This window comes from Actinomyces sp. (assembly GCF_030530635.1).
GTDB lineage: Bacteria > Actinomycetota > Actinomycetes > Actinomycetales > Actinomycetaceae > Actinomyces.
The window spans coordinates 1-20559 of the sequence record NZ_JAUMUL010000062.1 but is presented as its reverse complement, the minus strand read 5'-3'; the positions used below and the strand labels follow the sequence as shown (position 1 = coordinate 20559).

Annotated in this window: 18 protein-coding genes and 2 pseudogenes; 17 read left to right on the top strand and 3 right to left on the bottom strand. The window is 66.7% G+C overall.

What is annotated here, in order from left to right; all coding sequences use genetic code 11:
- Window positions 1-412 precede the first annotated feature (412 nt).
- From chvE to mmsB, 3 genes are all read left to right on the top strand, one after another.
- Window positions 413-1576: a multiple monosaccharide ABC transporter substrate-binding protein gene (gene chvE / locus Q4A20_RS12370; protein WP_303123385.1), complete on the top strand. Its 1164-nt coding sequence runs from the start codon at window positions 413-415 to the stop codon at window positions 1574-1576.
- 84 nt (window positions 1577-1660) lie between these two features.
- Window positions 1661-3175 (top strand): sugar ABC transporter ATP-binding protein, encoded by a 1515-nt coding sequence (locus Q4A20_RS12365; protein WP_303123386.1) that lies wholly within the window; start codon window positions 1661-1663, stop codon window positions 3173-3175.
- Complete coding sequence (gene mmsB, locus Q4A20_RS12360; protein WP_303123383.1) at window positions 3175-4356, top strand: multiple monosaccharide ABC transporter permease; 1182 nt, start codon at window positions 3175-3177, stop codon at window positions 4354-4356. The genes Q4A20_RS12365 and mmsB overlap by 1 nt, the downstream gene beginning before the upstream one ends.
- On the opposite strand, the gene Q4A20_RS12355 is transcribed toward mmsB, so the two are convergent.
- Together Q4A20_RS12355 and Q4A20_RS12350 are read right to left on the bottom strand one after the other, a co-directional pair.
- Window positions 4353-5396, bottom strand: coding sequence for a LacI family DNA-binding transcriptional regulator (locus Q4A20_RS12355; RefSeq protein ID WP_303123382.1), 1044 nt, complete (start codon window positions 5394-5396; stop codon window positions 4353-4355). The genes mmsB and Q4A20_RS12355 overlap by 4 nt on opposite strands.
- A gap of 48 nt (window positions 5397-5444) precedes the next feature.
- Window positions 5445-6452, bottom strand: a complete 1008-nt coding sequence (locus Q4A20_RS12350) for an acetylxylan esterase (protein WP_303123380.1) — start codon at window positions 6450-6452, stop codon at window positions 5445-5447.
- Window positions 6453-6619: 167 nt separating this feature from the next.
- On the opposite strand from Q4A20_RS12350, the gene Q4A20_RS12345 reads away from it, so the two are divergent.
- From Q4A20_RS12345 to Q4A20_RS12315, 7 genes and pseudogenes are all read left to right on the top strand, one after another.
- The gene (locus Q4A20_RS12345; RefSeq protein ID WP_303123378.1) at window positions 6620-7939 is read left to right on the top strand and encodes an ABC transporter substrate-binding protein; all 1320 of its coding nucleotides are present in this window, start codon (window positions 6620-6622) and stop codon (window positions 7937-7939) included.
- Window positions 7940-8028: 89 nt separating this feature from the next.
- A complete protein-coding gene (locus Q4A20_RS12340) occupies window positions 8029-9015 on the top strand; it encodes a carbohydrate ABC transporter permease (protein ID WP_303123376.1) in 987 nt (328 codons plus the stop codon).
- Window positions 9012-9920, top strand: a complete 909-nt coding sequence (locus Q4A20_RS12335) for a carbohydrate ABC transporter permease (protein WP_303123374.1) — start codon at window positions 9012-9014, stop codon at window positions 9918-9920. Before Q4A20_RS12340 ends, Q4A20_RS12335 begins: the two co-directional genes overlap by 4 nt.
- 30 nt (window positions 9921-9950) lie before the next feature.
- Window positions 9951-12314: a glycoside hydrolase family 3 N-terminal domain-containing protein gene (locus tag Q4A20_RS12330; protein ID WP_303123372.1), complete on the top strand. Its 2364-nt coding sequence runs from the start codon at window positions 9951-9953 to the stop codon at window positions 12312-12314.
- A 65-nt stretch (window positions 12315-12379) separates the two neighbouring features.
- A complete protein-coding gene (locus tag Q4A20_RS12325; RefSeq protein WP_303123371.1) occupies window positions 12380-13675 on the top strand; it encodes an ABC transporter substrate-binding protein in 1296 nt (431 codons plus the stop codon).
- A 91-nt stretch (window positions 13676-13766) separates the two neighbouring features.
- Window positions 13767-14164 (top strand): annotated as a pseudogene (locus tag Q4A20_RS15155) (SDR family oxidoreductase).
- Window positions 14165-14277: 113 nt separating this feature from the next.
- A pseudogene (locus Q4A20_RS12315) lies at window positions 14278-15330 on the top strand (endo-1,4-beta-xylanase); the annotation flags it as partial.
- A gap of 212 nt (window positions 15331-15542) precedes the next feature.
- Here the strand turns inward: Q4A20_RS12315 and Q4A20_RS12310 are convergent.
- Window positions 15543-16211 (bottom strand): TrkA family potassium uptake protein, encoded by a 669-nt coding sequence (locus tag Q4A20_RS12310; protein ID WP_303123368.1) that lies wholly within the window; start codon window positions 16209-16211, stop codon window positions 15543-15545.
- A gap of 221 nt (window positions 16212-16432) precedes the next feature.
- Between Q4A20_RS12310 and Q4A20_RS12305 the strand changes: the two genes are divergently transcribed.
- The 7 genes from Q4A20_RS12305 to Q4A20_RS12275 all read left to right on the top strand — a co-directional run bounded on the left by Q4A20_RS12305 (window position 16433) and on the right by Q4A20_RS12275 (window position 20169).
- On the top strand, window positions 16433-16723 hold the full coding sequence (locus tag Q4A20_RS12305; RefSeq protein ID WP_303123366.1) for a hypothetical protein: 291 nt from the start codon (window positions 16433-16435) through the stop codon (window positions 16721-16723).
- Window positions 16723-17142 (top strand): hypothetical protein, encoded by a 420-nt coding sequence (locus Q4A20_RS12300; RefSeq protein WP_303123365.1) that lies wholly within the window; start codon window positions 16723-16725, stop codon window positions 17140-17142. The genes Q4A20_RS12305 and Q4A20_RS12300 overlap by 1 nt, the downstream gene beginning before the upstream one ends.
- 233 nt (window positions 17143-17375) lie before the next feature.
- A complete protein-coding gene (locus Q4A20_RS12295; protein WP_303123364.1) occupies window positions 17376-17846 on the top strand; it encodes a hypothetical protein in 471 nt (156 codons plus the stop codon).
- A 24-nt stretch (window positions 17847-17870) separates the two neighbouring features.
- Window positions 17871-18311, top strand: coding sequence for a hypothetical protein (locus Q4A20_RS12290; RefSeq protein ID WP_303123363.1), 441 nt, complete (start codon window positions 17871-17873; stop codon window positions 18309-18311).
- A gap of 30 nt (window positions 18312-18341) precedes the next feature.
- A complete protein-coding gene (locus Q4A20_RS12285) occupies window positions 18342-18845 on the top strand; it encodes a hypothetical protein (protein ID WP_303123361.1) in 504 nt (167 codons plus the stop codon).
- The gene (locus Q4A20_RS12280) at window positions 18842-19354 is read left to right on the top strand and encodes a hypothetical protein (RefSeq protein WP_303123360.1); all 513 of its coding nucleotides are present in this window, start codon (window positions 18842-18844) and stop codon (window positions 19352-19354) included. Before Q4A20_RS12285 ends, Q4A20_RS12280 begins: the two co-directional genes overlap by 4 nt.
- Window positions 19354-20169, top strand: a complete 816-nt coding sequence (locus Q4A20_RS12275) for a hypothetical protein (protein ID WP_303123358.1) — start codon at window positions 19354-19356, stop codon at window positions 20167-20169. Before Q4A20_RS12280 ends, Q4A20_RS12275 begins: the two co-directional genes overlap by 1 nt.
- Window positions 20170-20559 lie beyond the last annotated feature (390 nt).

Sequence of the window (20559 nt, the reverse complement as noted above, 5' to 3'; positions counted from 1 at the left end):
GGTCGAACACGTCCTCATGAGCCCGAAACCCTACCGAATGTGGAGGGTTTGGGGCGCACGAGGACGTTCTCGGCAAACCAGCACCTACCGGCCATGACCCCGCCGACCCGAACACGACCTCATCAGCCTGAGCACGACCCCGCCGGACCGACATCGACCTCATTCGCCCCCGAACACGCCCCCACACCGTAGCCCGTGCCGAAGCCACCACGTCGCAACCACCACACCCCCAAACCGGAAGAGCCACTTTCCGGCCGGTAGTCAGTCGATCGAGCGGTATCACGCTAGACGAATCGTGAGTGTTGACACATTGAAAGTGAACGTTCACACTGGTGGGGCAACGAGCGCCGCCCTGGGGCCACGTACAGCGGTCCCGCCGGGTGGCCGGATGATCTCAAGGAGGAGAATCAACATGTCCCGACCCCGCATCCCTGTCGTTTCACGCCGTACTGCGCTCGCCGGGAGCATGAGCGTGGGGGTCACGCTCGCGTTGGCCGCGTGTGGTGGATCCGGCGCCGGCGGCGGAGGAGGCAGTGACACTGCCGGCAAGGAGGCGTCGGATCTCAAGATCGGCGTCGCCATGCCCACCAAGTCCTCCGAGCGGTGGATCAAGGACGGCGATAACATCAAGGCGCAGCTGGAGAAGCTGGGCTACAACGTCGACCTGCAGTTCGCCGAGGACGACATCCCCACGCAGACCAACCAGATCGACAACATGATCACGCGGGGCGTCAATCTGCTCATCATCGCACCCATCGACGGCACCGCGCTGTCCGGACAGCTCGACTCCGCCGGCGAGGCCGGCATCCCGGTCATCTCCTACGACCGGCTGATCCGCGACAACGAGAACGTCAGCTACTACACCAGCTTCGACAACTACGACGTCGGCACTCAGATGGGCACCTCACTACTCATCGGTATGGGCATCCTCGACGCCGAGGGCAATGACGCCGGCCTGTCCCCGGACAAGCCATACAACATCGAACTGTTCGGCGGCTCCCCGGATGACAACAACTCCCCGTTCTTCTTCACCGGCGCCATGGACGTCATCCAGCCCTATATCGACGCCGGCGTCATCGTAGTCAAGTCCGGGCAGACCAACTTCGACACGGTCGCGACCATGCGCTGGGACGCCGCCACCGCCCAGTCCCGCATGGACAACCTCATCACCTCCACCTACTCAGACGGCAGCCGCGTCGACGGTGTCCTGTCGCCCTTGGACTCGATGTCGATCGGCATCCTCGGGGCGCTCAAGGGCGCCGGATACGGCTCCGACGCTCAGCCCTACCCGACGGTGACCGGCCAAGACGCCGAAATCGCGGGAATCAAGTCGATCCAGGCCGGAGAGCAGTACTCCACCATCTTCAAGGACACTCGCGAGCTGGCCGATGCCGCCGTGCAGATGGCCGTGGCGGTGCTCAGCGGCCAGGAGCCGGAGGTCAACGACACCGAAACCTACGACAACGGGGTGAAGGTCGTGCCGTCCTTCCTGCTCAAATCGGAGATCATTACCAAGGACAACGTGCGCAGCTCACTGATCGACACCGGTTACATCACCGAGGATGAGCTCAAGTGATCGGTGAGAGTTTTGACGCCGCCGCTTCAATCACGACCGTGCGGGGAAGGGGGGATTAGCGTGGCGACGGACAACATCTTGGAGATGCGGGGAATTACCAAGCGGTTTCCCGGGGTGGTAGCGCTCGACGACGTCAACTTCGTCGTCAAGACCGGCGAGATTCACGCCATCTGCGGCGAGAACGGGGCCGGTAAGTCCACTCTCATGAAAGTGCTGTCAGGGGTGCATCCCCACGGCACCTATGAGGGGCAGATCCTGTTCGATGGCCGGGAGGTGACCTTCTCCGACATCAAGGCCTCGGAGACCGCGGGCATAGCCATCATTCATCAGGAGCTGACCTTGAGCCCGTTCCTGTCCATCGCGGAGAACATCTTCCTCGGGAACGAACGTTCAACCCGTGGTGTCATCGACTGGCACCGTACTAATACCGAGGCGCAGAGGATCATGGCTCGCGTGGGGCTGGCGGAGAACCCGGCAACCCGGGTTCAGGACATCGGCGTGGGCAAGCAGCAGTTGGTTGAGATTGCCAAGGCCCTGTCCAAGGACGTGCGTCTGCTGATTCTGGATGAGCCCACCGCCGCCCTCAATGACGACGACTCCGACCACCTGCTCGAACTCATGCGCCAGCTCAAGGCGCGCGGCATCACCTGCATTATGATCTCCCACAAGCTAGGCGAGATCGGGCAGATCGCCGACTCCACAACGGTTATCCGCGATGGCCGCACGATCGCCACGCTCGACATGCATCGGGAGGGCGGCGTTGAGGAGGCCGAGATCATCCGCCTGATGGTGGGACGCTCTCTCGACCAGCGCTTCCCGGACCATGTCTCGCATGTGGCCGGCGAGGCGCTGCGGCTCGAGGACTGGACCGTGCACCACCCCGAGGACCCCTCACGCACGGTCGTGGACGGTGCCGATCTCGTGCTTCGGCACGGTGAGATCGTCGGACTGGCCGGTCTGATGGGGGCCGGCCGCACCGAGTTGGCCATGAGCCTGTTCGGCCGTTCCTGGGGCAGTGACATCACTGGAAGGATCTTCAAAGACGAACGCGAGATCGAGGTCAAGGATGTGGCCTCAGCCATTTCCCATGGCATCGCCTATGTGTCGGAGGACCGCAAGCGTTACGGGCTCAACCTCATAGAGTCCATCAGGCGCAATGTCTCGGCGTCGTCTCCCCGCCGGTTCTCCCGGCGCGGCGTACTCGACCTGCACCGGGAGCGCGCCGTGGTCACCGAGTTGTGCGGCCAGATGGCGGTCAAGGCGCCCACCATCGAGTCCGTGGTCGGTGGCTTGTCGGGAGGCAATCAGCAGAAGGTGGTTCTGGCGAAGTGGGTGGCGGCCGAGCCGGACGTGCTCATCCTCGATGAGCCCACCCGTGGTATCGACGTCGGCGCCAAATACGAGATCTACCAGATCATCAACCAGCTCGCGGACGCCGGCAAGGCCGTCCTCGTCATCTCCTCAGAGCTGCCCGAGCTGCTCGGCATCTGCGACCGCATCTACACGCTTTCGGCGGGCAGAGTCACCGCCGACCTGCCGCGGGTCGACGCCGACCAGGAGGTCCTCATGCGCTACATGACCCAGATCAAGGAAAACTGATGTCCAACACACTGTCTACGCTCAAGGAGACCCTGCGCACGAATATGCGGCAAGGCGGTCTGGCCGTCGCGCTCGTCATCATCGTGATCTTCTTCGCGATCGTCACCAACGGTCAGATCCTGTCCGCGCAGAACGTCTCAAATATCATTGTGCAGAACGCCTACGTGCTGGTCCTGGCGATCGGTATGCTCTTCGCCATCCTCATGGCCGACATCGATCTCTCTGTCGGCTCGGTGGTGGCCCTGACCGGTGCCGTGGCCGGGGTGGTAACCGTGAACCACGGCATGCCCTGGTGGCTGGGTGTGCTGGCCGCGCTGCTCACCGGGCTGCTGGTGGGCGTGTGGCAGGGATTCTGGATCGCCTTCGTCGGCATCCCCGCCTTCATCGTCACCCTGGCCGGCATGTTGATCTTCCGCGGCCTGACGATGATCGTGCTGCACAACCTCTCGATCTCACCGTTCCCCGGCGGCTTCCGGGAGATTTCCTCGGGCTACCTCAACGGCCTGCTGGGTGGATACGGTTATGACGTTTTCACGCTGCTGCTGGCGGCTCTTGCACTCGCCGCCTACGTGTTCTCAGAGGTGCGCAACCGGCGTCGTTCGATCGCCAACGAGGTGCCCGTCTCCGGTGCCGGGGTCTGGATCGCGCGGATCGTGCTCGTCTGCCTGATCGGCATGGCCTTCGCATGGAAGATCGCCACTTACAAGGGCACTCCTTTTGTGCTGATCATCTTGGCGGCGTTGATTCTGCTGTACTCCTTCGTCGCCGGCCGCACGGTCATCGGCCGGCAGATCTATGCGATCGGTGGCAACAAGGAGGCTGCGGCCCTGTCCGGTGTGAAGGTCCAGTGGGTGCGCTTCTGGGTGTTCGTCAATAACGGGGTGTTGTGCGCACTGGCCGGCATCATCTTCACCTCCCGACTCAACATGGCCGGCCCGAAGGCCGGCCAGGGATTCGAGCTCGACGCGATCGCCGCGTGCTTCATCGGCGGCGCGGCCGTCACCGGGGGTGTGGGGACGGTGGTCGGTGCCATCGTCGGCGGGCTGGTCATGGCCGTGATGAACAACGGCATGTCCTTGCTGGGTGTGGGCATCGACTATCAGCAGGCCATTAAGGGTCTGGTGGTGCTGGGTGCGGTCGCTTTCGACCTGCTCAATAAGCGCCGCGCCGTGACCGCCTAAACTCGGCGCGGCGGCGCCGCGGAGTCGCGGATGACCAGCCGGGTGCTCAGTCGCACGGGCGTGGTGGTCAGCAGTGGGCGGCCGTGATGGCTGTCGACGATCATGCGCACCGCCTCCTGTCCCATCCGGAACAGGGGCTGGCGCACTGTGGTCAGTCGCGGCGCCGCCCAGCCGGCCATCTCCGTGTCGTCGAAGCCGACCACGCTGAAGTCGTCCGGGATGCGCAGGCCCGCTTCGCGTGCCGCCTCATAGACGCCGAGCGCCGTTGTGTCGGAGGCGGCGAAGACGGCGGTCGGGCGTTCGTCGTCGGGCAGGGCCAGCAGCCGACGGCCCTGACGCAAGCCGGCCTCATAGGTGAAGGGGCCGCAGGAGATCAGGGCCGCGTGCGTCGGCAGCGAATGCATCTGCAGCGCGGACAGGTACCCCTGGCGCCGCTCCTGCGCGGGCACCGAGTCCTCGGGGCCGCCGACCATGGCGATGCGTCTGTGGCCGAGTCCGATCAGGTGCTCGGTGGCGTCCACCCCGCCGTTCCAGTTCGTGGCGCCGATCGAGGCGACTCCGGCCTCCACGTTGCCGGAGGGGTCTATCAGCACCACCGGCAGGCCGATGCGCCTGGCGCTGGCCTGCTGCTCGTGCGTCAGCGGGGAGGTCAGTACGATCAGCCCGAGATAGTCGGTGGCCTTCAGCAGCGTGAACCACTCGGGTTCGAAGGGGACCGGGTGCTTGCGCGGCGCCGGCTGGGGCGTATAGGTGGTGTTGAGCGCGACCCCGGCGTTGAGCGCGGCGGTTGCGGCGCCCTTGAGCACCTCGATGGTGTAGGCGGTGGCCAGGTCGTCGGAGACGATCGCTATCGGCGGGTAGGTGCGGGCCGGTGCCGTCTCCGGGCGGACGTAGCCCAGATCTGCGCACGCCGCCAGAACTCGTTCCCGGGTGGCCGCGGATACGTCGGCGCGGTTGTTGAGCGCCTTGGAGGCGGCCGACTTGGACACGCCCGCCGCCGCGGCGACGTCGTCAAGGGTCACTCGCCGGCCTGAGTCCACGCTCTTCTCCCCTCAGGGCCATTGGGCCCAACGTGTATTCCCAGGAGGCTAGCAGGTGGCGTCGAGTCCGTCGCGCACGACGCCGAGCCAGGCCACCTGCTCCCGCCACTGGTAGGACTCTCCGCCCTCGTGGCCGTTGAAGGGGTAGACGCGTATCTCCGGGCGTGCCGGGGATGACGGCGCTTGCCGCCCCCAGTGGTTGCGCGCCGCGAACACGGTCGACGGCGGACAGGTGGTGTCCATCAGCCCGGTGGAGAACAGGGCGGGGCAGGTCGCCCTGGTGCCCAGCAGGGCGGCGTCGCAGTAGGCGAGAGTGCGGCGCACCTGTGCGACCTCGTCCCGGTGTACGGCCAGGTACCCGGCGATGTCCGCATACGGCGGCTCATCCGTCAGGCCGAGGGCGCGGGGCAGTGCGCACATGAACGGCACGTCCGGCATGGCGGCGATGATCCGGTGGTTCAGACCGGCGGCGGCGATGGCCAGCCCGCCGCCTTGCGAAACGCCGGTGACCGCGATTCGGGTCGGATCCACTTCCGGCAGAGCCGCCGCGGCCTCGACGGCGTGGTGTGCGTCCACGAACAGGCGCCGGTAGAGGTAACCCTCGGGGGATTGCAGCCCGTGGGTGGCGAAGCCTGCGGCGGCCGGGCCGGTGCCGTGCGGGTCGGGGGTGTCGCCCCCGGAGCCCCAGTGCGAGCCCTGGCCGCGCGTGTCCATGACCAGGTGGGCGTAGCCTGCGGCCGCCCAGGCAAGGTGGTCCTGCGGCAGGCCGCGGCCGCCTCCCATTCCCAGGAACTCGACGACGGCGGGCAGTGGTCCGGTGGTGCCGGCAGGGGTGACGAGCCAGGCTCGGATGGGGTCTCCGGCGTATCCGCCGAAGGTGACGTCGTGAACCCGGTGGGTGAGCAGCGGTGTCGTCATGGGGGTGGCGGTGACACTCGCCGGGTCGAAGAGGTTATCGGTGAGCGTGCGCGCCCAGAAGGCGTCGAAGTCATCCGGTTCGGTGAGGTCCGGGGCGTAGTCCTCAAGGTCGGACGGCGATAGGTCGAAGTACGCCATGGCGGCTCCTTGCGGTGACTGTGCGGTTGGCGGTGGCGCGTTACGCGGAGGCCGGCGGCGACCGCAGTTGACAGAATAATGTGCGCCGCTATACTAAACCTGTCATACGGATTCGCGAAATATTTCGGTCATCCTGATCGGACGCGTCCGTATCGGAGGTTTCAATGATGAAGCTCAGTGCTCACAACCCCCATCCCGCTCGCTCTCGCCGTCGCGTGGCGGGAATGATGGCCGGCGTACTGACCGCCTCGCTGGCCCTGGCCGCCTGCGGCGGCGGCTCGGGCGGCGGCGGGGATGACAACACCCTCACCCTGTGGCACAACGCCACCACGGGCCCAGGCTCGCAGTATTGGGAGACCATTGCCGCGGACTTCGAGGCCTCCCACGAGGGCGTCACGGTGGAGGTTCAGGCCATCCAGAACGAGGACCTGGACGGCAAACTGCAGACCGCCCAGAACGCCGGCGAGGGACCAGATGTCTTCCTCGCGCGCGGCGGCGGCAAGCTGCGCGACATGGTGGAGGCCGGGCTCGTCCTGGACATCTCCGACATGATCGACAAGTCCGTGGCCGCGGAGGTTCCCGAGAGCGCCTTCTCCGCGTACACGGTGGACGACGGCGTCTACGCCATGCCCACCTCGCTTCAACCCGGCGGCATCTACTACTCCCAGGACCTGTTCGACGCCGCCGGCATTACCGCTACGCCCACCACCATGGAGGAACTGTCCGACGCCGTCGCCAAGCTCAAGGACTCCGGCACCTCGCCGATCGCGCTGGGGGCCAAGGACGCCTGGCCGGCCGCCCACTGGTACTACTTCTTCGCCCTGCGCGAGTGCAGCCAGGAGACGCTGGAGAGGTCACTGTCGGAGCTGAAGTTCTCCGACCAGTGCTGGGTCGACGCCGGGCAAGACCTGGCCGACTTCGCCGGCACCGGTCCCTTCAACTCCGGCTTCCTGACCACATCCGCCCAGCAGGGTGCCGGTTCCTCGGCCGGTATGGTGGCCAACCACCAGGCCGCCATGGAGCTCATGGGCACCTGGAACGTCGGGGTGATCGCCTCGCTCACCCCGGATGAGCAGCCGCTGCCGGATCTGCGCTGGTTCCCCTTCCCCGCCGTCGACGGCGGTAAGGGTGACCCCACCGCCATCATGGGCGGCGTGGACGGCTACGCCTGCTCCTCCACCGCCCCGGCGGAGCTGTGCGCGGAATTCCTCAACTTCTTCATGAGCGAGGCCAACCAGGAGGCCTACGCCGACGCCTTCGAGACCATCCCCGTCAATGAGAAGGCGCAGGACCAGGTCACCTCCGAGGCGCTGCTCCCGCAGGTGAAGGCCAACAACGACGCCGCCTACTCGCAGGTGTGGCTGGACACGTCCCTGGGGCAGAACATCGGCAACGCACTCAACGTCGCGGTAGTGGACATGCTCGCCGGCAAGGGCGACGCCCAGGGCATCGTCGACGCCATGAGCGCGGCCGCCGCCAAGGAATAGTCCCCCATCTCTCCCAACCAGTCGGCCGCGGCGCGCCCGGCATGCCCCTCCGGGTGCACCGCGGCCCACTACGAAACGAGGCTCCCACAATGACAGCTGCAATCTCAGCGCCCGCCGGCGGCAGCGCTCCCACCGGAGCCGGGCAGACAAAGAAGAGGAAGAGTCCCAGTTCCCTGTCCTGGCGGGACCGGGTGGAGATCACCGCCCTGTCGGCTCCCGCCGTCATCCTGTTCCTGACCTTCGTCATACTCCCGGTGATCATGGCCGCCTATTACGGCTTCTTCAAATGGAAGGGCTTCGGAGTCCCCACGAACTTCGTCGGCTTCGACAATTACCGCACGATCCTCACCGATCCCGAGTTCCACAACGTGCTGCGGCACAACGCCATCGTCGTCGTCGGATCGCTGGTCCTGCAGGGCCCCTTCGCCCTGGGGCTGGCGCTGTTGCTGAACAAGAAGATGCGCGGGCAGTCGCTGATCCGCGTCCTCATCTTCATCCCCTACGTCATCTCCGAGGTCATCGCCGGTACCGCTTGGGGGCTGATCCTCCAGACCGACGGCGCCATGAACGGCCTGCTGCGCAAACTCGGGCTCGACGCCCTGGCCAATGACTGGATCTCCAACCCCAAGACCGCGCTGACCATCCTGCTGTTCATCCTGACCTGGAAGTACGCCGGCTTCGCCGTCATCATCTTCCTGGCCGGCATGCAGGGCATTCCGGAAGAGCTGACCGAGGCCGCCAGGGTCGACGGCGCCTCCTACTGGCAGATCCAGCGCAAGATCACCATTCCGCTGCTGGGTCCGACCATGCGCATGTGGGGCTTCCTGTCGATCATCGGCTCCCTGCAGCTGTTCGACCTGGTCTACATCATTTGGGGCCAGTACATCTCCTCCACCGCGGGCACCTCCACCATGGCCACCTACATGGTGGTCAACGGGCGCATGAGCGGCAACTACGGCTACGGGAACGCCGTTGCCGTGGTGCTCTTCCTCATCTCCTTGGTGATCGCCCTGACCTATCAACGATTCGTCCTGCGCCGCGACACCGAGGGCGCACTGACCGGGAGCAGCCGATGACCGCCGTCGCATCCTCCATCAAGCCTCTCACCCCCGCCGCGCCCGCGCCGACCGGTCCGCGCCGTCGCGCCCGTTCCGCCAAGGCCAAGCCCGCCTGGGCCAGCCCCGTGGTCTACCTGGCGGCCGCCCTGGTGATCGCCGCCCTGCTGGCCCCGGTCGCCTACGTCATCCTGGGCGGCTTCCGCAACAACTCGCAGATCACCGCCGACCCTGCGGGCCTGCCCGACCCGTGGGTGGTGGACAACTACCGGGTGGTGCTGACCAGTTCCGGGTTCTGGCAGCAGGTCGGCAACTCCACGATCGCCGCCGCCTGCGGCACCATCGGCACCGTCACCCTTGGGCTGATGGTCAGCTTCGTGATCGCCCGCTATCCCTTCAAGGGCGGTGGCGCACTGTACATGCTGTTTGCGGCTGGACTCATGTTCCCGATGACGGTGGCGATCACTCCGCTGTATATCCTGATCAAGAACCTGGGCCTGATGAATTCCCTGGCGGGCATCATCATCCCCGGCATCGCCTTCGCCCTGCCGCAGACGGTCATCATCCTGGTGCCCTTCCTGCGAGCCATCCCCAAGGAACTGGAGGAGGCCGCCTCCCTGGACGGCTGCGGACGCATGGGATTCTTCTGGCGAGTGATTGTGCCGTTGTCCGCACCCGGGGTGGTGACCACCGGCATTCTCGCCTTCGTCGGTTCGTGGAACTCCTATATGCTCCCGCTGTTCGTCCTGACCGACCACTCCAAGTACACCCTTCCGCTGGGAGTGCAGGCCTTCGCCTCCGAGCACTCGGTCAACACCGCCCAGGTGCTCGCCTTCACCTCGCTGTCAATGATCCCCGCCCTGGTGGTCTTCAGCCTATTCGAACGCCGCATCGTCGGTGGCCTGACCGGCGCCGTCAAGGGCTGACCGCCACTTCAACCGCGAACGGAGACAACCGTGAACACCTGGAACGACACCTCCCTGCCTGCCGATCAGCGGGCCGCATCCCTGCTGTCGGCAATGAGCCGGCAGGAGAAGATCCACCAACTGGCATCCTTCTGGGTGCTCGACGAGGATGCGGACATCCCCGCGCCGGACCCCGCAGCCGTCGGGGTGGATGAGGAGGCGGATACCGCCGAGGCCGCGCACCAGGTCGCCCCCATGGAGGAGGCGTTCAAGGTCGGGCGCCAGGGCTGGGAGGACAGCGCCGACGGTGGGCTGGGCCACCTGACCCGCATCTACGGAACCGACCCGGTCACTGTTGCCGACGGAGCGGCCAAGCTGGCGCGTCTGCAGCGCGACGTCGTCTCCCGCAACGCCTTCGGCATCCCGGCGATCGTCCACGAGGAGTGCCTGACCGGTTTCACGGCGCTGGGGGCAACCGTTTACCCGGCCGCCATCGCCTGGGGCGCCACCTGGCGGCCCGCGCTCGTGGAACAGATGGCGGGCCGCATCGGTGCCGACCTGCACGCCGTCGGCGTGCACCAGGGCCTGGCGCCGCTGCTGGACGTCGTGCGCGACTATCGGTGGGGGCGCGTGGAGGAGACCTGCGGGGAGGACCCTTACCTGGTGGGCACGCTCGGCGCCGCCTACGTGCGCGGCCTGCAGGCCCAGGGGGTGCACGCCACCCTCAAGCACTTCGTCGCCTACCCCGCCTCCAAGGCCGGCCGCAACCACGCGCCGGTGTCCATGGGGGTGCGCGAGCTGGAGGACGTCATGCTGCCGCCCTTTGAGATGGCGGTGCGTGAGGGCGGCGTCGCCTGCGTGATGAATTCATACTCCGACATCGACGGCGAACCGGTGGCCGCATCCCGCCACCTGCTCACGCAGGTGCTGCGGGAGCGCTGGGGCTTCACCGGCACGGTGGTCTCCGACTACTGGTCGGTGCGTTTCCTCCAGGCCATGCACCACGTGGCCGAGGACCCGGCACACGCCGCTGCGCTGGCGGTACGCGCCGGGCTGGACGTGGAACTGCCGGAGACCACCTGCTACTCCCATCTTGAGGCGGCACTGGACGGCGGCCTGCTCACCGAGGCCGAGCTTGACGTCGCGGTTGGGCGGGTGCTGACCCAGAAGGCCCGGCTGGGCCTGCTCGACGCCGATTGGGAGCCGGCCTCCGGCGTCGATACGGGCCGCGACCTGGACTCTCCCGGCAACCGGGCGGTGGCCCGCGCCATGGCCGAGGAGTCGGTGATCCTGCTGAAGAACGACGGCGTGCTGCCGCTCGACCCCGAGGCGGGCGTGGCCGTGTCCGGGCCAGTGTGGGAGGACGTGCGCTCCTTCCTGGGCTGCTACTCCTTCCCCAACCATGTGCTCAGCCGCGACGGCGGCCGCACCACCGGGCTGGACATCCGCGACCTACCCGCCGCGCTGCGAACCGCTCACCCCGGCCAGGCCGCCTTCCACCGGGGCGTCGGCTTCATCGACGGGCGCGCCGAGGACTTCGACGCCGCCGTCTCCGCCGCCGCGGCCGCCGACGTGGCCGTGGTGACCCTGGGTGATATTGCCGGGCTCTTCGGCGGGGGCACCTCCGGGGAGGGCTGCGACGTCGTCGACCTGGGCCTGCCCGGGAGCCAGGGGGAGCTGCTGGAGGCCGTGCTGGCAACCGGCACGCCCACCGTGCTGGTGCTGGTCACCGGGCGCCCCTACGCGCTGGGGGAGTACGCCGACCGCTGCGCCGCCATCGTGCAGGCCTTCATGCCGGGCGTGGAGGGCGCCGACGCCATTGCCGGTGTGCTCACCGGAGCCGTCAACCCCTCCGGGCGGCTGCCGGTCGCCATTCCGAATGGTCGCGGCGGCCAGCCGGGCACCTACCTGGCGGCGCCGCTCGCCTGGCATGCCGACGGCATCTCCAACCTGGACCCCACCCCGCTGTACCCCTTCGGCTACGGGCTCGGCTACTCGACCTTCATCCTTACCGATCCCGCCGTCTCCGCTACCCGCATGGACGTCGGCGGCCAGGTGGAATACGCGGTCACGGTCACCAATACCTCCGACCGCACCGGCGCCGAGGTGGTTCAGTTGTACCTGTCAGACCCGGTGGCCGAGGTGGTCCGCCCGCTGAAGACCCTCGTCGGCTTCGCCAAGGTGGACCTGGAGGCGGGGGAGTCCAAGCGGGTCACCTTCACGGTGCACGCCGACCGCACCTCCTTCACCGGCGTCGACCACCGGCGCATCGTCGAACCCGGCCAGATTCTGCTAGCCGCCGGCACCAGCAGCGAGGACCGGCTGGAGGGTCTCGCCGTCGAGATCACCGGTCGGCGCCGCGTGGTCGGCGAGGGCCGCGTGCTCACCACGCCCGCGTCCGTCACGCCCGCATGAGGATCGTCGCTCGGCCGCTCTCACTGATCAACCACACCGAACAACTACACACGGAGGTTTCAACGATGAAACTACCTGCAAGGCGTAGACGGGGCCTCGGCGCCGTCGGGATGCTTGCCGCCTCACTGGCCCTGGCCGCCTGCGGTGCGAACTCCGCCGACGGCGGGGACGAGGTCACGCTGACCTTCTGGAACAACTCCACCACCCCCGCCTGGGCGGCGTACTGGGAGGAGGTCACGGCCGACTTCGAGGCCGCCCATGCGGGCGTGACCATCGACGTGGTGGCGATCTCCAACGAGGACATCGACGGCAAGCTGCAGACGGCGCTGGCCGGTGGGCAGGCCCCGGACCTCTTCGTCCAGCGCGGCGGCGGCAAGATGGCCGACATGGTCGAGGCGGGGCAGCTGCTCGACATCACCGACCTGATCGAACCGGAGGTGCGTGAGTCGGTGGCCGAGGGCACCTTTGCGCCCTACACCATCGATGGCTCCTTGTATGCGATGCCCACCTCCTTCCAGCCGGAGGGGATTTACTACTCGCAGGAGCTGTTCGACGCTGCGGGCATCACCGAGACGCCGACGACGATCGCGGAGCTGTCCAACGCGGTGGTCAAGCTGAAGGAGTCCGGCACTGCTCCAATCGCCTTGGGGGCCAAGGATGCCTGGCCGGCTGCCCACTGGTATTACCAGTTCGTGCTGCGCGAGTGCAGCCAGGAGGTCTTGGAGTCCTCACTGTCGGAGTTGGACTTCTCCGACCAGTGCTGGGTGGACGCCGGGGAGGATCTGGCCGACTTGACCGCCACCGGCCCCTTCAACGACGGTTTCCTGACCACTTCCGCCCAGCAGGGCGCGGGCTCGTCCGCGGGGTTGGTGGCCAACCACCAGGCCGCCATGGAGCTCATGGGCACCTGGGATGTGGGCGTGATCGCCTCGCTGACCCCGGATGAGCAGCCGCTGCCGGATCTGCGCTGGTTCCCCTTCCCCGCCGTCGACGGCGGGGAGGGTGACCCGACCGCCATCATGGGTGGCGTGGACGGCTACTCCTGTTCTTCCACGGCTCCGGCCGAGCTGTGCGCCGAGTTCCTCAACTTCATCATGACCAAGGACAACCAGGAGGCCTACGCCGAGGCCTTCGACATGCTGCCCGCCAACCGGGACGCCCAGGGGGTGATTGCGGCGGGCCCGCTGGCCGACGCCATGCAGGCGGGCAACGACGCCGCCTACTCGCAGGTGTGGCTGGACACGTCCCTGGGGCAGAACGTCGGCAACGCGCTCAACGTCGCGGTGGTAGACATGCTGGCGGGCAAGGGCGACGCCCAGGGCATTGTCGACGCCATGATCGCCGCGGCCGCCAAGGAGTGACGGGCGCGATACTCAGGAGGAGATGACATGTCAATGACGCAATCTGATGACGGGGTCGGCAGCGCTCCGGCTCGCTGCGCGGTGATCGGCGCTGGCCTACTTCACCGTCCGCAAGGCCCTGCCCCTCCTGCGTGACGGCGCGCGGGTAGTCCTGCTGTCCTCCATCTCCGGCTCCAACGGCGACCCCGGACACTCGGTGTACAACGCCTCCAAGGCCGCCGTGCGCTCGCTCGCGCGCACCTTCACCGCCGAGCTGCGTGAGCGGCGCATCCGGGTCAACGCGGCCGGCCCGGGACCAACCATGTCCGAGGGATTCGCCGCCTTCGTCGGCGGGCAGGAGGCCATCGACCGGATCACGAGCATGGTGCCCGTGGCCACATCGACTCGATCGATGAGACCGCCGCCGCGATCGTCTTCCTCGCTGCCGAGGACTCCGCCTACATGGTCGGTGCGGAGCTGGTCATTGACGGCGGCATGAGCCAGATCTAAGACCCCACTGCGAATCCACCACTGTTTCCGCACACGATGAGTCTGCGCACGCGGACTCGCTACCACAGGAGCAAGCCTTGAACCACGTAAGCGCCGCAACCGTCCCACAAGCCATGCGCCACCGCCTGGCTGAAACGGTCCTCACCATCACCGGCCCTGACGGGGCGCCGCTGGCGGACACGGACGTCGTCGTCGAGCAGACCCGGCACGAGCTGGGAATCGGCAATATCGGCTTCGACTTCGTGGCCGTCGCCAACGGGGAGAAGTCCAATGCGGACAGCCTGTTCGGCGGGGCCCGACCGGAACTGGCGCAGGCGCTGACGGAGCGCTTCTTCGACCTGTTCAACGTCGCCACGCTGCCCTTCTACTGGCGCTCATTCGAGCCGGAGGAGGGGCATCCGCACACCGAGCGGCTGGCGAATGCGGCCCGCTGGATCCGCGCCCACGGTGCCGATGTCAAGGGACACCCGCTGGCCTGGCACACGCTCGCCCCGCAGTGGCTGCTGGGACGCGACCCGGAAGAGGTCGAGCGCATCCTGCGTGCTCGCATCACCCGCGAGGCGAGTGGCTTCCGCGGCCTGGTGGACACCTGGGACGCCATCAACGAGGTGGTGATCATGCCGGAGTTCACCGCCGAGGACAACGCCATCACCCCGCTCGCCCAGCGCCTCGACCGCGTGGGCATCGTGCGGCTCGCCTTCGAGACCGCCCGCGCCGCCAACCCCGACGCCTTCCTGCTGCTCAACGACTTCAATATGAGCGAGAAGTACGTCCAGCTGATCGAGGACTGCCTGGAGGCGGGGGTGAGGATCGACGCGATCGGCTTGCAGTCACACATGCACCAGGGGTACTGGGGCGAGGAGCGCACCCAGGAGGTGCTCGAGCGTTTCAGCCGCTTCGGCCTGCCGCTGCACTTCACCGAGACCACACTGGTCTCCGGCCACCTCATGCCGCCGCAGATCGTGGACCTGAACGACTACCAGATTCCGCACTGGCCCAGCACCCCGGAGGGGGAGGAGCGCCAGGCCGATGAGATCCGCCGCCACTACACCACGCTCGCCTCCCACCCCGCGGTCGCGGAGATCACCTACTGGGGCTTCACCGACGATGGGGCCTGGCTGGGTGCGCCGGTCGGCTTCGCCCGCGCCGACGGCACCTTGAAGCCCAGCTACGCGGCCCTGCACGACCTGGTCAAGGGCCAGTGGTGGACGCCGCCCACTACTGTGCGCACCGACGCCGAGGGACGGCTGCGCCTGTCCGGCTTCCGCGGCACCTACCGGATCACTGCCGCCGACCGCAGCGGCGAGGTGAAGCTCGATGCGGCGGTGGGCAGGGCGGAGGCGGGTGTCGCCCTGACCGCTCCGGCGAGCTACTCGGGTCAGCCGCGGTTGGCGAAGCGCTCCAGGAGCATGGCATCCCCGCCGACCACGAGCACGTCGTCGGGGGAGACCAGGGTGGCCGCGGTGGCGTACTCGAAGGGGTCGCCCGGGCTCATCAGGCCGAAGACGGTCACGCCGTAGCGGGAGCGGATCTTGGATTCGCCGATGGTGAAGCCGTGCAGTTCGGCGGGAGGGCGCATTTTAACGATGGTGAAGCCGCTCTTCTCCATCTCGATGTAGTCCAGCATGCGGCCGGAGACCAGGTGGGCGGCGCGCTGCCCGGCGTCGAACTCGGGGTAGACCACGTGGTGGGCGCCGATGCGTCGCAGGATGCGGCCGTGGGCGCGGGAGACGGCCTTGGCCCAGATCTGTGGGGTCTCCAGGTCCACCAGGTTGCCGGTGATAAGCACGCTGGCCTCCAGGGAGGTGGCCACACCCACCACCGCGGTGCCGAACTCGGTGGCCCCCAGCTGCTCCAGGGCCTCCATGTCGGTGGCGTCCGCCTCCACCAGCGGGATGCGACCGGTCCACTGGCGCACGAGGACGGGGTCCCGCTCGACGGCGAGCACCTCCCGGCCGAGGCGGTCCAAGGTGGCGGCCATGGCGGAGCCGAAGCGGCCGAGCCCGATCACCAGGGTCGAGTCGTTGTACGCGGTGCGGTCAGGCATAGGTCCTCGTGGTAGCTGCGGGTCCGGACGGATTAGGTGCGGGTCCGGACGGATACTGTGCCCAACGGTAGTCCCCTCTCACCGAGGTCGGTTGAAGTTACGTGCTGAGGTCGGTAGTTGTTACGTGCTGAGGGCCGGTGGGGCGATCTTGGGTTGACATCGAATTGCGGGAGGGTAACGATGATGTCCGTTAGCAGTTTGACGCGGTAGGAGACAAGTCGATGAGTGCTGGCACGCTGTACATCAACCCTGAGACCCTTGATCATGCGGCCGGGATGCTCGATGACGTCGCCGGCGATTTGGGCGGCGCCTCTTTCCCCGCCGATCCGGATGTGGGCCGTTCTTCCTCTGCGGTGTCGACGGCGCTGAGCCGGCTGTCCTCCAAGACCACGAGCACGGCTTCCGCGCTGCGTACCATGGCTAGCGACCTGCGAACGACCGCATCGGACTTCCGCAACACGGATGCCGATGTTGCCTCCGCCACTCCCTCCGCAACCTCAGGAGGCTACTGATGCCTCTTGATGCTCGGGTCATCACTGAGCCGTCCGCGGCCTGGAATGCCGCCAGGACCCTGACTTCGGTCTCGACGACGATCTCGGACGCCTCCGACGACGTTGCCTCCGCCCGCAGCTCCATCGCCTCCGACTGCTCAAGCGAAGCAACTACCCAGGCATTGCTGAAGCTGAGCGGCGATCGTGACGTCCTTGATGACACTTCGGCCGATGCCTCGACTTTGGCTAAGGCGCTCGACGACTTCGGTTACTCCATGTATTCGGTCAAGAATCGGCTCGCGGACGTTCTTGACGACGCTATGGCCGCCGGACTGGTGGTCTCAGGGAGCACCATCCAGGAGCCCGTAAAGGATGACTCCGACGCGGACTATGCCACTAAGAAGGCCACCACGACACGCTCTCCTCGACGCTGTCCCTGATTCGTGCCGAGGAGTCGACGGCGCACGACACGCTCATCTCGGCCTGCAACTCGCTCAAGACTGCGGGGGAGTGGTTCCGGGACAAGTACCTTCCGACTGGTGGGCCGGGCGACTTATCCAAGGCTGTCGGCTGGACGAACCGGGTAGCCATTGGGACCCGTTGGGGTACGATCGGCGCAATCGCCAGGTTCCAGCCGCGCTACCCGAAGTGGCATCCGGGCGCCGGCAGATTCATGTCAGCGGCAGACCGCTCCAAGATGGGACTGCTGCAAACCCTGTGGGCCAAGAGCAAACCCGGCAACTGGATCAACAAGCCCTTCACCCGCGGAACCACCGCGTGGAAGGCGCAGCAGGCCGCGGCCAAGGCCGCGTCTGCGCTCAAGTGGGCGGGTCGTGCGTCTACTGTGCTCACGGCTGGTGTGGCCGGGTACGAGCAGTACCAGAAGGACTCGGCCAACCCCTCAATGGGCGAGGGAGAGAAGATCACGCGTGCTGGGACGCAGGCTGTTGCGCAGGGTGCGGGTGCCTGGGCCGTCGCGACGGCGGGGGCGCAGGCAGGCATGGCAATTGGTGCGATCGGCGGCCCGGTTGGGGTTGCTGTGGGCGGCATTGTTGGAGGAGCGGTCGGAGGGATAGCTGGGTCTGCCGCGGGAAAATGGCTCGGCGATAGGATTAATGAGGGATGGAGTAAGTTATTTGGGTGAAGTGGATGAAAGGAGGTAATTTCCGTGTGGGGTGCTGTTGGCGTTTTTTTGTTCGGCTTGCTGATCGCTGTGTACTGGGTGCTGGCGATGTTCACCGACACTGGGCCGGGCGAGTTTGCCCGTGACATTAGTGCGGAAGTGGGTCACAAGAACAATCTGTCGCTTACCGTTCCGGCCGCTGGTTTGATGGCTGTCTTCGCGGCGCCTCTGGGGATTCCTGCCGTGGCGGAGTCCGGGTTTGGGATGATGCTGGGGGTCGTCGGTGGCTTTTTTGTGCTTCTGATATTGGTGAGCCTGTTGCCGATCACGTTGCCGGCGTGGATGTATTCGGAGTGGCATGTGGAGTGGCGGCGCCGGCGTCGGCGCGAGCGGCTCGCCAGGGAGAACTCCTGGCGCGATACCTCCCGGCTGGAGCCTGAAGCGCGACCCGCTTCTGAGCGTCCGGCTTCGCCGGATGATGTGTAGGGGGTTGAGGGTGTTGGGCGAGGATACGAGTTGGAGGTGCTGCGCTTGTGGGCCGTGATTGGTGGTTTCGCCTTCACTGTGATGCTGATCGGCTATTGGGTATTGGCGATGTTCACTGATACCGGCCCGGGTGAGTTTGCGCGTGAGATCAGTGCGGAGATGGGAGTCAAGAACAATTTGTCGCTCACGATTCCGGCCGCTGCCCTGGCTTTTTTGTGTGCTTGTCCGCTGGGACTTCCCGTGATAGCGGACTCGGTGTTCGGGACGGTGCTGGGCTTCGCCGGCTTTTTCTTCATTCTGGTCGGGTTGCTGAGTTTTCTGCCGATTTCTTTGCCGGTGTGGATGTATCCGGAGTGGCATGTGGAGTGGTGGCGGCGGCGTCGGCGCGCGCGGCTCGCTAAGGCCAATGCCTGGCGTGACACCTCGCAGCTGGAGCCGGGCGAACTTTCCGGACCGGCAGCCGGTCGCGCCAATGGCCCCTTCGACTCGGCAACCACGGACACTTTCCCCGACCCTTCAGGAGGTGACGCATGACCCCGCGATCGAACCCGGACCTGCCCCATGAGTTCGCGGGGTCCGCCGTGAAAGTATCCGCGCCCGCCGGCTGGGTGCAGGTGGACCCTGCAAACCTTCCCGGCGTCCCGGACCCTGGGACGGCCCCCGACGACGCGGGACGCGTGGACCTGATCTGTGCCGAGCGGCCGGACAGTCCCCGCTTTGCTGAGAACTGCGTGATCACCGTCGCAGAGTTGCCCGCGGGAACCTCTGCGGAGGACTGGCTCCGGGACTCGACCATGCAGCTGATGAATTCCATACCCGGCTTCCAGCTGATCGACATTTCCGAGTGGGAGCCGGTCGGACCCGGCCTGCTGCGCTCCGGCGTCTACATCCAGAACGCGGTCTCGGTCACCGCCCTTCAGTGGACCTGGGTGAGCGAGACCTCGCGGCGCGGGTTGACCGCGACCTTCTCCTGTGCCACTCGCGACTGCAGTACAGCGGTGGAGCGATTCCTGGCCATGATCGTCACACTGGAGGAGATCTGATGGCACGGCTGGACACGAGCGGAAACACCCCGGTGTTGATCCTCGGCGATGCGGAGTGGCTGTCTCTGCGCGCCGTGGCGATGGGAGGGCGTATACCTAAAGACCGTATTGCGAAGCGGTTGCGCCGCAGCGGAATCCTGGACGATCAGGGCATCACGGCGCCTGCTGCCCCTGCACTGCACGGGGTCGCCGGGGCCACCCGGCACCTCGACGTCGCCCGCTTCGCCCCCGCGCGTTCGGGGCAACGCGCAGAGGCATGGATAGGTCCGAAGCGCGCGACCATCGTCAAGCACGAGCCGGACGGGTATCACGTGTACGGACTCGACGAATGCGAGGTTCCCTCCGCCTTCGCGCAGCTGCTCGACGTACGGCCGCGCCTCAACATCGACCTGGGGCCGCATACTCTCCCGCAGTCGGTGTACAGCTTCATCGACTCCGGGAACCTGGATGCCCTTGCCGAGGAACTTGCCCGTATCGCACGCCAGCTCGATCGTGGCGACGAGCCGGGACGGCTGGGCGGACCCACGCCGCTGACGGACGGGTTCGTCAGCGGCCAGTGGACGCTCTCACTGATCTCCACGAGCACACCACGAGATGGCGGCTGGGAGGTCGTGGGCTCCCTGACCACCCTGTCCGTCCCCGAATGCCTGTACGAGCTGATCCCCAAGTCCGTCGCGAGGGCCCTCGACGTCGGTGCCGCGCCCGAAGTGGTTGCCCAGAAAGCGGCCTCGGACCTGCCCGAGGAGCTGGTTCTGGAGCACATGACCTCGCTGGAGCTGTGGGTACGGATAAGTCCATGGTTCTTCGCCGCCTAATACGATCAGTTAGGCCGGCTTACCGGTTTACGGGGATGATTCGTTGGGGCCGTTGAGAACATCCGGGTGGCGGATCGGGGCGGTGGCCGTTGATGGTGTCCGCCGGTGCTTCCGGTGATTTCAGCGGTTCTGATTGCGCGCCCAGGGTGACTCGGGCGCGCATGCGCCGTTGCGGGGCGCGGACCTGGGGCGTGTTCGCTCGTGTGCCCCGGGTGAGGGTTCGGCACTTCGCATGACGGTTCGTCACTTGGCACCGGCGCTTCGGCACTTTCGACGACGGTACGTACCTCCAGGTGCCGAACCGTCGCAAGAAGGTACGAATCGTCGACCACAACGTACGAACTGGACCGCCCGCCTCTGTTTGGACCCCATACGTCGGTTTGGACCCCA